The following is a 13,349-nucleotide window of genomic DNA, read 5'->3' as shown; positions in this document are numbered from 1 at the left end:
ATTATTACATCTAAATCAAGGGGGCTTAATTTCTAAAGAAAAAGCACACTAGCATCGACTGGTTATTTGTCTAACTTAAAAAAGCTTAGTTCTGAATTGAGTTCTTTCGTTACTTCAACAACGCTTTGGTTTGCTTGAGCTGATTGATCAATGCCTTCAATATTTTGTTGAACCAGTACGTTCATATTTTCAAGTTGTGTCGATATATCTGTCGTAACGGCACTTTGCTCTTCTGATGCCGTAGCAACGATGGCATTCACTTCTGAAATACTTAAAACCTTTTCTGATATCGAATGAAAAGATTGAGCAAGCTCATCAGTCGTAGACTTTGTTAGGCGCATCAGTTCAACGTTTTTCACCATAGATTCATCCGCTTGCTTAGATTGGTCTTGTAACTGCGCAATGATCTCTTGGATATCGATAGTGGACTGCTGAGTTTTCCCAGCCAAAGCTCTTACTTCATCAGCAACAACAGCAAACCCTCTTCCTTGCTCACCGGCTCTAGCCGCTTCAATCGCGGCATTAAGCGCTAACAAGTTGGTTTGCTCAGAGATGTTCTTAATTACCTCAACAACACTGCTGATACGCTCTGAGTGCTCTCTAAGTAAATTCACGACCGTTTGAGTTTCTGATATTGATTCAGAAATTTCTTCTGTCGTGTCAGTTGAGTTTTTCAATGTTCCATGGCTTAGCTGAATAATGTCATTCGCTTCCATCGCTGACTGCTCAGCTCTTTGTGCGTTGTCTGCAACATCTCTTGCTGTTGAAGATAACTCAGTCGCGGCCGTAGCGATTTGCTCTACCGATGATAATTCATTCAAAGAGTTACTCTGGGATCTCTCTATCAGAGCTAAAGACTCTTCTTGCTTTTGGTTAATTGAATTCATGCTTACACCTGCCTGTGACAGGATATCATTCAATTTTGCAGACAGTTGAGACAAAGAATCTGAAATAGTGTCGAGCTCATTTCCACCCTCTTTCAACTTAACGTCCGATAAACGTCCATTCTCAAGGGCTTTAATCCAATTTACGATCAATGGTAAATTTCTCAATTCTCTTTTCACTAGGAAATAAGATGAACCAGAAGCAACGATAGAAGAAAAAAGAACCAACCACCATGAGAAAGAAGAGTTGGATTCTAAAACTGAATCAGAATGGGCTAATTCTTCCTTAGCGACGTCCAATTGCAATGAGATCAATTCACCAAGAACACCTCCCATATCATCGACAAGGAGATAAAGCTGAGTGATCATCTCAGAATCATCAATCATCATATTTCTATGTTTATCAAGAATTAATGGTACTTCTCGCTCTACCTTATCTATTTTAAGTTGAAGCTCTTTTGCCAACCCCTCTTCTTCTCTTGTTAGCTGCGTTGCCAGATAATGAAGGAATAGCTCATGAGCCTCTTTCATCGCAACAGAAACACCAGAATAAAAAGCCGCCTGCTCTATCATTCCCACATGGTATTTATTCGCCGCATCAATCACGCTTACCGCATACAAATCCGAAATTCTTTTCAAATCAGATAACGGAATGACTCGGTCCTCGTACACAGAGTGAAAACTGTCCATAACCTCATTTGAGGTAGCTTCGCTTTTTAAGTTGCTTACAACTAAAAAGATAGAAAAGAGCAGTGGAACTAGAAGAAGCTTTGTTGATATTGATTTCATATAATCCTGAAAAATAATGCATGGGAATTTACTAATAATGACTATCATATCACGTTTTTTTATTATTTTATCATTGACTTATAAGCCAACCACCTAAAAAGACCAGTTCAGGCAGTGATTATTTCTCAACTATTTTGTAATGGAATAGCAACATAACTTGATCAATTAAACAATTCACAGCATAGAGTGAAGTGAAATTGATACAGATCTCGCAGCACACGAACGGTGCTGATGGACTTTCAACCAAAACAAGCTTACAACCACTTACATTGTTGAAAAATATGTTATTTTTCTTTTTGATTAAAAATAAAAAATAGCCGCTAGTTAGCGGCTATTTTGTCAAAACAGAACGAAGCTTCGACGACTTTTAGTCTCTCTACTTAATCTCGTCTACTATTCAAATTCTTCTATTTCTTAGTTTCTTCTACTTTTTCGTCTCTTCTACTTCTTAGTCTCTTCAACTACGGCTTTCATCAATACCGAGGTATCCATGCGGCCTTGTCCTTGGGCAGACAGTGTCTTGTAAGCGTTGTTGGTTTTTTCGGTCAGTGGAAGTTGGATGCCTTGGCGCTCAGCTTCATCTAAGCAGAAACCTAAGTCTTTGATCATCCAATCAATGGCGAAGCCGAAATCGAACTTGTCTTGCGCCATTGTGGTCGCGCGGTTTTCCATCTGCCATGAACCTGCTGCGCCGTTTTTAAGGCAATCAACCAGAGTTGGGATATCCAAACCTGATTTTTCAGCAAGTACCAAGCCTTCAGATAAACCGTTCAATACACCCGCGATGCAGATCTGATTAACCATTTTTGCGCGTTGGCCTTGGCCGACTTTACCCATCAGAACTGACGACTTACCGTAAGCTTCGAACACAGGTTGAAGGTCGTTGAAAAGCGCTTGTTCGCCGCCACACATGATGGTTAGCACGCCGTTTTCTGCGCCCGCTTGGCCACCAGACACTGGCGCGTCCATAAAGCGAACACCAGCTTGCTTCGCTGCCACTTCAAGCTCTTCAGACAGCACAGCAGACGTTGTAGTGTGGTCGACAAGAATCGCGTTTGGCTTCATTGCTGCCAATGCGCCTGTTTCGCTAGTTGTCATACTACGTACGTCGTCATCATTACCTACACAAACCAATACCACGTCAGCTTCTGCGACACACTCAGCCACAGATTCTGCCGTTTTACCTTGGTGTTTATCAGCCCAGTCTAATGCTTTGTTGTGAGTGCGGTTAAACACCGTTACTTCAAAACCGGCTTTGACTAGGTGGCCTGCCATTGGGAAGCCCATAACGCCTAGCCCGATAAAACTTACTTTCATTTCTTTCTCCTTTTATTTGACCAAGTCATCGCTATGAAAAGATCGAACACTCTCAATCAACGCATCAATAAGCAGGGTCAAAGCCTTTGGCTGATATTTTCTTTCTTTGTACACTAAATACGCTTGGCGATCACCCCGATGATACTCAGGGAGCACTTGAATCAAATTCATCTCAGGGGATACATGACGAAAAGGCAATGAAGCAAGCCCCAAACCTTTTTGCGCTGCGGCCGCCACCGCATGAATATCGTTGACGATGAACTTGGGTTTAATCGTGATCATCTGCTCTAAGCGGTCGGATTTGTAGAGCGGCATATCAAACACATCATCAACGTTGATCCAGTCTTGAAGCTCTAGGTCGTCCGGCTTTTCAATCGTCTCACGCGAATCTAAGTATTCTTGGCTCGCGAAAAATCCGTGTTTGGCTTTGAAAAGTGGACGAGCAATCATGCCTTCCATCTCTGAGATCTTAAACGTGATCAGTAAGTCACGGTCGGTCTGCGGGATAAACTGTTGCTGGCTCAAGGTAAGATCGAGCTGAACGTTCGGATATTGAGTGAGGAATTGCTCTACCATCGACCTTAAAAAGCCACTATAGAAGTTGTGAGGTACGGCGAGCTTTATCTTGCCTTGAATAGCGTCACGCTCTTCTAGCAAGCTATTAAAGCCCTGATGAATCGACTCCATGCCGCTGCTCAGTGCAGAAAAGGCCGCCTCGCCGTCTTTGGTGGCCACCAGCTCACGACCTTTCTTTTCTAAAAGTCGGATATTCAGGCGATCTTCCAATGCGGTTAACCGACGCGACATAGTCGACACTGGGAGTTGCAGCCGTTTAGAAGCCGATAGCAAAGAGCCCTCTTCAACCACTGCACAGAATAAGAACAGATCATCAATGTTTCCAAATATGGAATTCATACTTCTATATGTGCCTATTTTTCTCATTAATGGATAGATGTAACCTTATCTCATCAACAACAGAAAATCACGGGAGAACACAGTATGAACAACAAGCAATTTTGGGTAACCGCGATTTTATCCTCCCTGACCATGGCGACTATCATGTCTGGGTTAATTTCTGGCTACAAAATGGGATTCAGCCCCGAGTGGCCGCCAATCTGGCTGCAAAGCTTTTTCATTGCTTGGCCGTGTGCTATCACGCTCAACCTCACCGTGCTTCCTTTGATCAGAAAACTCTCAGCATGGATTTGTCGCCCGAGAGCGCTTTGCATACCGGAGGTCACGGAACGATGATCAAGGGCTTATGCTCTAGGAGCTATGATCTAGAAGCTGCCATCAAGGGGCTGCGATCAAGGGGCTGCGATCAAAGAGTCATGCTCACGGATAAACGTCTGAATTATGCCCATAAAAAAACCGAGCACTAGGCTCGGTTTTTTGTATTCTACATTCTACTCACAAGAGCAAAGCTATCAATTATAGATTGATATTACAGCTCAGCGTTGTGGTAAACCTGCTGAACGTCATCACAGTCGTCAAGCATGTCTAAGAACTTCTGGAATTTCTCAGAATCTTCTTCAGCTACTGGCGTAGTTGTTTGAGGAACGAAAGTGATTTCCTCAACGTCTAGCGTTAGGTCTGGGAACGCAGCGTTTAGTGCTGTCTTCGTTTTGAAGAACTCAGTCGTTGGAGCGAATACAGTGATAACACCGTCTTCTAGCTCAACGTCAGTCACGTCTACGTCTTCCATCATTAGCGTTTCTAGGATGATCTCGTCATCTTCGCCTGCAAACTGGAATACAGCTTGGTGAGCGAACATGTGAGAAACAGTACCTTCAACACCGATTTTCGCGCCAGTTTTAACGAAACATTGGCGAACGTCTTGGAAAGTACGGTTACCGTTGTCAGTTAGACAGTCAACGATTACGCTTGTGCCACCTGGGCCAAAACCTTCGTAACGAGCTGGTTGGAAGTCTTCACCGCCGCCGCCGTTCGCTTTATCGATCGCTTTGTCGATAACGTGAGCGGGTACTTGGTCTTTCTTCGCTTTAGCAATCAGGTGCTTAAGAGGTAAGTTCATGTCTGGGTCAGAGCTGCCGTTCTTAGCCAGTACGTAAATCTCTTTACCGTATTTAGAATAAACTTTAATTTTTGCGCCTGCAGTTTTCGCCATTGAGGCCTTGCGCACTTCAAAACTTCTTCCCATCGGGATCTTCTCTCTGATTCAATTAACGGTGCAAATTCTAGCAAATTACTGTGTCATTTCAATTCAACAGCTTTGCTGGGTAAGGTTTGTCTGCGTTTATGCGACACCCATTACTCGTTTGTATTTTTCTACAGACTGATCAAACCAAGCCTTTTCTTCTGGATCACCTAGCTTCATTGCTTCTTCAACAATGGCTTCAGGGCCACATTTCGCTTGCTTCAGTTTCCAAACAAGAAACGATGCTTGCTTATCCAGTTCGATTTTATTTTTCTCACTGGGTGGAAGGAGTGAAAGGTTGATAGACATTATTAGCCTTCGTCTGTAATACGCTTGGCCGAGAAATATATCATAGAGCAGCCTCATAAAACCAATACTATGAGCAATAGAAAGGGTTTATGAGACAAGAAACCAAGCAAGTCGCTGATGCAGGTCAAGCTAAGTTTGGGAAAATGTGCTTAGTAAAAAGGCAAAAACGGAACGTCTGTAAAGAATGAGGCAATTCTAAAACTTCAAACAATAATATGAAAAACAGATAGAACAGGTGTCACTGTCACAACTAAAAAGGATTGTTGCCTTTAAGGATTTTGGGACTTAGTTTGAATTAGATTTTAAAATCAACTATTTAATCACGATTTATACAAAACAAGTCTAATTCTTTGAAAGTAATATAGTAATCTCCAAAGAAGTGAATTAATTAAGTAAAAAAGCTAACTCCGGAGTGGGGATGATGTATCAAGAATTTATGCAAGGTGACCCGGTAGGCTTCACCAAGAATTCCTTAAAAGACAACCAGTTGATTGCAAAACTGATTCAAGACACCAAATGTGGCAACCATACAGTCAACCTAACTTCACCACAGTATTTAATCTGTGGCGCAAATGTTTCTACAATAAAACTTAGCCATGACGACGATAATATTAGTTTGGAACTAAGCCTAAATGTAAACAAGTCATCGGCTCGTGAAGTTGAAGGAGTTCTTTCAAGACTATCTTATCGCTCTTCGACCTATAAGATAAGCAAACTAATGTATGTTTTACCCAATTCCGGTGAACGATATTTTGTACACAACAATCTGTCTTGGGAGTCCAATCAAGGTTGCAGTTTCAGAATGTATAAAGATCGGGTTGAAGTTGTGCTCCCACGAGTGGTTTCTTCGGATGAACCGTATTGCCAGGAGCTAAATGATCAAATTGACGGGAGCAGATCAAAATATTAGGAGCGATGCTGACATTTTGCCGCAGCACTACAGTTGAATGGGAATCTAAATATAGTTTCAATGAAGATACGCAAGTAGCATTTGAATATATAAAATCTAGATCAAAAGAAAAGTTCTCTAATCAGATAAATCCAATGAGAAGAGACGAAAAAGCATGGAAAGAGTTCCTGCTACACTGTATGACTAGCAATTTAACGATGAAAGAACTCATTAACTCTGGAATCTATCAAGCAATAGCTAACCTGCGAATGACACCAGTTATTGATGAATGGTCGTTGATTAGATTAGTTGCAGCCCTAGAGGGATTAGCCTCTCAAAATGAAACCATAATACCTCAACGGTTGTGGAAGATCTTAAGGCGTGATTTTGTTACTAAAGTAAAATTAACTCTTGGTTCAAGTACACAACAAATCAATATTGATAAACTAACCAGTAACATTAACAACTCTGATCGAATTATTAATCAACAATCACTAAAAAACAGAATAAAGTATCTTATGGAAGAACTTCAACTAACTTCCTATTATAAACGCGAAGAAAACTCAATTAACAAAGTTATAAATACTCGCAACAAGATTGTGCATAATGGATGGGATAGAGACCTCGATGAGCCAATCTGGGATATGATTGTGACCATGAGAAACACGAATTATCTATTGGTTATTAGTAAACTTAACTATCAAGGTTCATTCTGGTTCTGTTTTAAAAATGAAAAACAAACACTAGAAATGAATAGATGAGTTTTTGTACGCAGAATACAACCATTAAACTTTCACCTAAATTTAAAGTTTAATGGTTGATAGATTCTTGGTGAACCAAAACGCTTAAACTGACTACTTGGTTTAGTTTTTGAATGGATTTGCTCTACTCCGGCAACAGATAGCGCGTGCTTCTGCCACCAGAACCAGATTTGACTAAGCAGCCATGCTCAATCAAAGCGTTCAAATGACGTGTTGCAGTGGCACTACTTACCTTCGCTACCTTTTTATATTGACTAGCATTTATACCTTCTGAAAAATCACCATCGAGCATCCTATTCAACACTTTTACTTGCTCTGCCGTAAGCTTGGTTTGATCAACACATCGCCAATAATTGGTCTTATATACAGTTTGGTCGACCTCAGCGAAAACGCCTGTAAACGTCTCGTCTAACGTATCTAAGAACCACATCAACCATTCGCTAATATCGAGTCCCCCTTTCTGGGTTCGCTCCAATATCTCGTAGTAATGCTTGCGGTTAGCGAGAATCCCCACCGACATCGCATAGAAACGTACCGACTGCTGCTCGGCCTGTGCTAACGCCAAGTCAGTCAACAATCGAGTAATACGGCCATTACCATCATCTAACGGGTGTAAAGTGATAAACCAAAGGTGGGTTATCGCTGCTCTCAGTAACGGATCGAGTGATTCATCGGAAAGTGAACCATTAAACCATGTGATAAACACATCTAACTCAGCATCAAGAATGTCTCGGCTAGGTGCTTCAAAGTGCACGGTTGGGCGGTCAATTCTTCCTGACACAACTTGCATCGGAGTGTCACCTCTTAGCTGACCTCCGACTACAGGGTTAAACATGGTGTAACCTTGAGGAAACAGTCTATCGTGCCAATGTAAAATCCGATCAAGCGCTAGTGGCTCTGTTAGGTTCTGCACCGCATCCAACATAATTTCAGCCAGGCCATCGGTTTGTTCTGTCGTAGGAAAAGGTCGATCTTCACTGACACCGAGTTTATTGGCTAAAGAAGATCGGACCGAGAAAGCATTAAGCTTTTCTCCCTCAATCGCACTGGAATGGACTATGTTCGCTAATAAGGTGTCGAGCATGGTTTGGGATTGATCCGCAGACTGTGAGGCAATCTTGCCCAATAGAATGCCCTGATTAAGCCGTACTTCTCTTAACCTCACGCCTATTTTCTGATTATCCCAAACAAAGTTTGGCCAATTATCTTGCTGCCAAATCCACATATTACGCCCCATGATGCGAAAGTATCACTTATTCAACTCATACTATGAGCTGTTTAAGGTAATTATTCAACTCACATTATGAGCTGAATAATCAGATAATCGCATCACAGAGATAAGAAAGACAGCTCCTCGAAACCCAAAAGTCTATTCACTCACCGCGAACACATCGCAACGTGAGGCGCAGATGAAGTCATTTTTGTGCAGACCTTTGATTGAGTGGCTCCACCAAGTGACGGTGACTTTGCCCCACTCCAGTAAGATCGAAGGGTGGTGAAACTCTTCTTCCGCCAATTCTGACACTTTGTTGCTGAATGCCCACGCTTGTTTGTAGTTCTTAAACTTAAACACCTTCTCAAGCTGTGGGATGCTGTCTCTCTCGATGATTTGCCAGTCAGACAACTCCAACAATAAAGACTGTTGCTCGTCTTTACTTAGGGCAATCGCGTCGATACTGCAGGCTTCGCATTGTTGTTCATTCAACATGTGTTGGTTCCTTGGGTTCAAAAAGTGGTGGTAGTAGCCCCGCGTCGATGGCGAGATCAGCTTGCTGTAATAGGTTTTCCTGACTGATTTGGAAGAGCTCAGACAGCTCGTCGATCACGTAATACTTCGGCTGCATGATGTCGATGCGATAAGGAGTTCTTAACACCGTTTGCAGATCGAACCGCTCACGAACCGCCAAATCACCACCCAATGCATACATGGTTTCCGCCGGAGACGAGAGAATACCACCGCCGTAAATTTTCAGTTTTTGTCCCTCTTTTACTAAACCGAACTCAACCGTAAACCAATACAAACGGGCAAGATAGGCGCGCTGTTTAGATGTGGCGGCTTGGCCTAGTTTTCCATAATGCTCAGTGAAAGCCGCGAAATCGGCATTGGTGAGCATGGCACAGTGGCCGAAAATTTCATGAAAGAAATCAGGTTCTTGTAAGTAATCGAACTCATCTCGCGTTCTCAGAAATGTCGCAACTGGGAATTTTTTATTAGCGAGCAAATCAAAGAATCGGTCGAAATCGATCAATGCGGGCACAGGCTGAACCTGCCAACCTGTTGTTTCCATTAGCACTTTGTTTATCTCTGGCAGCTGGGGAACTCTGTCTAATGGCAGATCCAGCAGGGTCAAACCGTGCAAATAAGCATCGCATGCGCGGTCATTAATGACGTCCAGTTGCCTTTTCACTAAGTCGTGCCAAATGGCGTCTTCTTCGAGGCTCCACTCAACCCATCCCTCTTGGCTCACGGGCTTAGAATGATATTGAGTCATTACACACCTCCTTTCGAATGTCTCACTTTAAGCCTATCTCTACTCCTTATATCCGCCAATTTGCACGATTTTTCGAAACGGGCATTCGTGTAACATTTTATTTACACAATTCCGACAACCCCTTATTTTGCTGATCTTTTGACTTTGTAAAACCTAAATACCAGACTGAAATCGTTAACTTTTTGTTAAAGGTAAAGGAATGCACGAGAGCAATAAGCCAATTTGGCAACCTAGCGACCAGCGTATCGCACACGCTAACGTAACCCGATTTATGGATAACCTCGATCAACAGGGCGTATTCGAGCGGAAATTGAAAAACTACACGGAGCTTCATCAATGGTCTGTAGAGCAACCGGAGTCGTTTTGGCAGAACATGTGGCAGTTTTGTGGAATGGTGGGTTCGCAAGACTGTATTAACAAGGCAGAAAGCGAGCACATCAAAACTCAAGGTGAAAGTCGCTGGCAGCAGCCGAAATCGAATCGCGATGCGGTGTGGTTTCCTAATGCTCAAGTTAATTACGCCGAAAACTTACTGCATCCAGCAAAAACGTTGCCAAACGAGCTTGCGATTTGGTTTGAGAACGAACGTGGCGAACAGCAAAGCTACACATGGCAAACCTTGTGTGAGGAAGTCTCTAGCGTTCAACAATGGCTCGTGGATTGTGGCGTACAACAAGGCGATGTAGTCGCCGCTTATACTCCTTATCTGCCGCAAACCGTGGTCGCGATGTTGGCAACCACCAGCTTAGGGGCGATTTGGACGTCAACCTCGCCTGATTTTGGCGTCGAGAGTGTGATTGAGCGATTTGGCCAAGTGAAACCCAAGGTGCTGTTTACCTGTGATGGCTACACCTTCAATGGCAAAACGTTCGATATGACGGACAAGAACCGTGAAATCATCAAACACTTAAACGAATTAAAACAGGTGTGTCAGGTCGGCTATTTGAAACCGACTCGTGATTTAGAGAAGAAAAAAGTTGAACATGATGTGTCGATTCTAAGCTGGCACAGCATCATTAATCACTATCAGACAAAAGCTCTTCGATTTGTGCGTATCGGCTTCAATGAACCATTATTCGTACTCTACTCTTCTGGCACCACCGGCAAGCCAAAATGTATTGTGCATTCTGTTGGCGGCACCATCATCAACCACCTAAAAGAGCATCAACTTCACTGCGATATTAAACCAAGAGATCGCGTGTTCTACTACACCACTTGTGGTTGGATGATGTGGAACTGGCACGTCTCTGCGCTCGCCAGCGGGGCTTGTTTGGTGATCTTTGATGGTAGCCCGGTTTATCCGCAACCTAGCGTTCTGTGGGATTTAGCGCAGCGAGCTGATGTATCGACATTTGGCACCTCAGCCAAGTACCTAGAAGCGATTGAGAAAGCGGAACTCTCACCGATCGACAGCCACTCTCTTCCCCACTTAAGAACACTGTGCTCGACGGGTTCAGTGCTCTACCCTGAGCAATTCGATTACGTCTACAAACACATCAAGCAAGACCTACATTTGGCGTCTATTTCTGGCGGCACGGATATTTGTGGCTGCTTTGTTTTAGGCAACCCTATCTCGCCGGTGTATCGTGGTGAGTGCCAACAGGCAGGGCTCGGCGTCGACATCAAGGTGTTCAATTCGTCTGGTCACAAGGTTAATCATGAACGTGGCGAACTGGTGTGTACAAACTCCCTACCCAACTTCCCCGCAGGCTTTTGGAATGACACCGGAGAGCGCTACCACAGCACCTATTGGGATAGGTTCGATAATGTGTGGCATCACGGAGATGAAGTAGCACAGAGCGAACATAGTGGCTACCTGTTCTACGGACGAGGCGACACCACACTCAACCCCGGTGGCGTGCGAATTGGTACCGCTGAGATCTACCAGCAAGTGAACACTATTGAAGGCATTGTTGATTCGATAGCCGTCGGTAAAGACATCGACCGCAACGAGCAGATATGGCTGTTTGTCCAACTGCAGCAAGATGTGAGTCTAGATGAAACGTTACTGACAGCCATCAGAAGTAAACTCAAATCATCCTGTTCACCAAGACACGTGCCAAGCCAGATATTTGCGATCAGCGACGTGCCAAAAACACGCTCTGGCAAACTGGTGGAGCTGGCAGTGAAACAGGTCATCAATGGTAAGAGTGTAGAAAACCTCGGGGCTATCGCTAACGCCGAGGTTTTGGAAGAAATAAAGCGCGTTGTTTCGCTTTAGCTTTAGCCTTAGAAAGTGGCTAACTATCTCCAATTTTCACTTGGCTGTCAGATAACATCTAGAGTAAAGGCAGCCGATTGAAAACTAAATCGAAGCCACTCTTTGAGCTCATGAACCCTCTCATCTGTTTGGCTTCGTGCCTTTTCTAAAGATCTTAATGCGATCTGAACGTCATATTTAAAACAAAATTTGAAAATTAATCATTTTATAGCCAGAGATAATATTCACTAAAGACGAATCATTTATACAAAAAAAGAGTCCACTACTGGATTGTATCCAAGCTTATGGATATTTAATCGAATTACAATAACTCCCGTTTCCACAGCTCCATTTCTAGTGAAATGATAATTTGATAGCTATCACATTTAGAACAGTTATTTTCCCATACTATCTCGGCATGTTAATTACTTAAGAGTAATTAAAAAACTAGTCACTCCTATTAATAAGCTTGAATTTAATTAGAAACAAGCGGTTAATCCCTACGTAAAATAAATAAAATCATTATTAAATGATCGGAGACATTATCATGCGCATAGTATTAGCTTTAGGCGGTAACGCTCTTTTAGCAAGAGGCCAAGCATTAACGGCTGAGAACCAACGTGAAAATATAATCAAATCAGCGGCGAGTATTGCTGCGATAGCACGCGAGCATGAGATTGTTATCGTTCATGGTAATGGCCCACAAGTAGGTTTGTTGATGGAACAAAACGCGGCTTATAGCGAATATTCGCCAGAGACGACACCATACCCAATGGATGTACTCGGCTCTCAAACCTGTGGCATGGTGGGCTACATGTTACAACAAGAGCTCAGAAACATTGACCCTGAATTAGACGTAGCGACGCTAGTCACGCAAACTGAAGTATGCAAAAAAGACCCTGCGTTTGCTAACCCGACTAAATTTGTTGGCCCTGTATATACAGAGCAACGAGCTAAAGAGTTAATGGCTCAAAGCACAATGCAGTTTAAAGCTGATGGCGAGTACTACCGACGCGTTGTGCCTTCTCCTATGCCAAAAAGCATTGTTGAAATTCAGCAAATTGAAACTCTTCTAGATACAGAAAATCTTGTTATCGCTTGTGGCGGCGGCGGTGTTCCCGTGAGTATTGAACAGGGTAAGAGTACTGGCGTAGAGTGCGTCATTGACAAAGATCTTACGGCCGAACTACTCGCTGAAAAAATCCATGCCGACTTATTTATTATCTTAACCGATGGTTCGATTTTCCGTAACTATGGTAAAGAAGACCAAGCAGAAATGAAGCAAGCAACGCCTGCTGGTTTAGCAGAATTTTCATTCCCTGCCGGTTCTATGGGACCAAAAATTGATGCCGTTTGTAAATTCGTTGAAGCTGGCCTGGGTAATGCGGCGATTGGTTCATTATTTGATTTAGATAAAATAATTACCAATGAAGCTGGTACTCTGATTACAAAAGGCGAAGGTATTGTTTATTACTAAGATTATCGAGTGATAAACACCGGCGTTTTTCAAGGTAGTTGTCATCATTCGCTTGTTTACTAAGCAGCTTCTC

Annotated in this window: 13 protein-coding genes; 5 read left to right on the top strand and 8 right to left on the bottom strand. The window is 43.0% G+C overall.

The window, feature by feature from the left end:
• Nucleotides 1-62 precede the first annotated feature (62 nt).
• The 3 genes from ACED28_RS17805 to ACED28_RS17795 form a co-directional block, all read right to left on the bottom strand.
• The gene (locus ACED28_RS17805) at nt 63-1,673 is read right to left on the bottom strand and encodes a methyl-accepting chemotaxis protein (RefSeq protein ID WP_371710375.1); all 1,611 of its coding nucleotides are present in this window, start codon (nt 1,671-1,673) and stop codon (nt 63-65) included.
• 441 nt (nt 1,674-2,114) lie between these two features.
• Nucleotides 2,115-2,990, bottom strand: a complete 876-nt coding sequence (locus ACED28_RS17800; RefSeq protein WP_012601274.1) for an NAD(P)-dependent oxidoreductase — start codon at nt 2,988-2,990, stop codon at nt 2,115-2,117.
• 12 nt (nt 2,991-3,002) lie between these two features.
• Entirely contained in the window at nt 3,003-3,905 is a 903-nt protein-coding gene (locus ACED28_RS17795; protein ID WP_371694797.1) for a LysR family transcriptional regulator, read from the bottom strand.
• A gap of 84 nt (nt 3,906-3,989) precedes the next feature.
• On the opposite strand from ACED28_RS17795, the gene ACED28_RS17790 reads away from it, so the two are divergent.
• Entirely contained in the window at nt 3,990-4,241 is a 252-nt protein-coding gene (locus tag ACED28_RS17790; protein ID WP_012601276.1) for a DUF2798 domain-containing protein, read from the top strand.
• A 193-nt stretch (nt 4,242-4,434) separates the two neighbouring features.
• Here ACED28_RS17790 and ACED28_RS17785 read toward each other — a convergent pair whose 3' ends face one another.
• Nucleotides 4,435-5,151 (bottom strand): YebC/PmpR family DNA-binding transcriptional regulator, encoded by a 717-nt coding sequence (locus ACED28_RS17785; protein ID WP_009846045.1) that lies wholly within the window; start codon nt 5,149-5,151, stop codon nt 4,435-4,437.
• 96 nt (nt 5,152-5,247) lie between these two features.
• A complete protein-coding gene (locus ACED28_RS17780; protein ID WP_004732615.1) occupies nt 5,248-5,457 on the bottom strand; it encodes a DUF3283 family protein in 210 nt (69 codons plus the stop codon).
• A gap of 418 nt (nt 5,458-5,875) precedes the next feature.
• Here ACED28_RS17780 and ACED28_RS17775 point away from each other — a divergent pair, with 418 nt between their 5' ends.
• The gene (locus tag ACED28_RS17775) at nt 5,876-6,367 is read left to right on the top strand and encodes a hypothetical protein (protein WP_371710374.1); all 492 of its coding nucleotides are present in this window, start codon (nt 5,876-5,878) and stop codon (nt 6,365-6,367) included.
• A 5-nt stretch (nt 6,368-6,372) separates the two neighbouring features.
• Nucleotides 6,373-7,107, top strand: coding sequence for a HEPN domain-containing protein (locus ACED28_RS17770; protein WP_371710373.1), 735 nt, complete (start codon nt 6,373-6,375; stop codon nt 7,105-7,107).
• 124 nt (nt 7,108-7,231) lie between these two features.
• Here ACED28_RS17770 and ACED28_RS17765 read toward each other — a convergent pair whose 3' ends face one another.
• The 3 genes from ACED28_RS17765 to phhA all read right to left on the bottom strand — a co-directional run bounded on the left by ACED28_RS17765 (nt 7,232) and on the right by phhA (nt 9,599).
• Nucleotides 7,232-8,332: a Fic family protein gene (locus ACED28_RS17765; protein WP_371710372.1), complete on the bottom strand. Its 1,101-nt coding sequence runs from the start codon at nt 8,330-8,332 to the stop codon at nt 7,232-7,234.
• 144 nt (nt 8,333-8,476) lie between these two features.
• Nucleotides 8,477-8,815 carry a 4a-hydroxytetrahydrobiopterin dehydratase gene (locus tag ACED28_RS17760; RefSeq protein ID WP_102257696.1) on the bottom strand — a complete coding sequence of 113 codons (339 nt, stop codon included), beginning with the start codon at nt 8,813-8,815 and terminating at the stop codon, nt 8,477-8,479.
• Nucleotides 8,805-9,599, bottom strand: coding sequence for a phenylalanine 4-monooxygenase (gene phhA, locus ACED28_RS17755; RefSeq protein WP_012601282.1), 795 nt, complete (start codon nt 9,597-9,599; stop codon nt 8,805-8,807). The genes ACED28_RS17760 and phhA overlap by 11 nt, the downstream gene beginning before the upstream one ends.
• Nucleotides 9,600-9,798: 199 nt before the next feature.
• Between phhA and ACED28_RS17750 the strand changes: the two genes are divergently transcribed.
• Nucleotides 9,799-11,820 (top strand): acetoacetate--CoA ligase, encoded by a 2,022-nt coding sequence (locus ACED28_RS17750; protein ID WP_371710371.1) that lies wholly within the window; start codon nt 9,799-9,801, stop codon nt 11,818-11,820.
• Nucleotides 11,821-12,346: 526 nt separating this feature from the next.
• A complete protein-coding gene (locus ACED28_RS17745; protein ID WP_012601290.1) occupies nt 12,347-13,276 on the top strand; it encodes a carbamate kinase in 930 nt (309 codons plus the stop codon).
• Nucleotides 13,277-13,349: the final 73 nt, after the last annotated feature.

The sequence above is a fragment of the Vibrio sp. 1F253 genome, from assembly GCF_041439295.1.
GTDB classification, from domain to species: Bacteria; Pseudomonadota; Gammaproteobacteria; order Enterobacterales; family Vibrionaceae; genus Vibrio; species Vibrio tasmaniensis_A.
The sequence above is the reverse complement of the archived record's forward strand: the minus strand, read 5'-3'. Positions and strand labels throughout refer to the sequence as shown.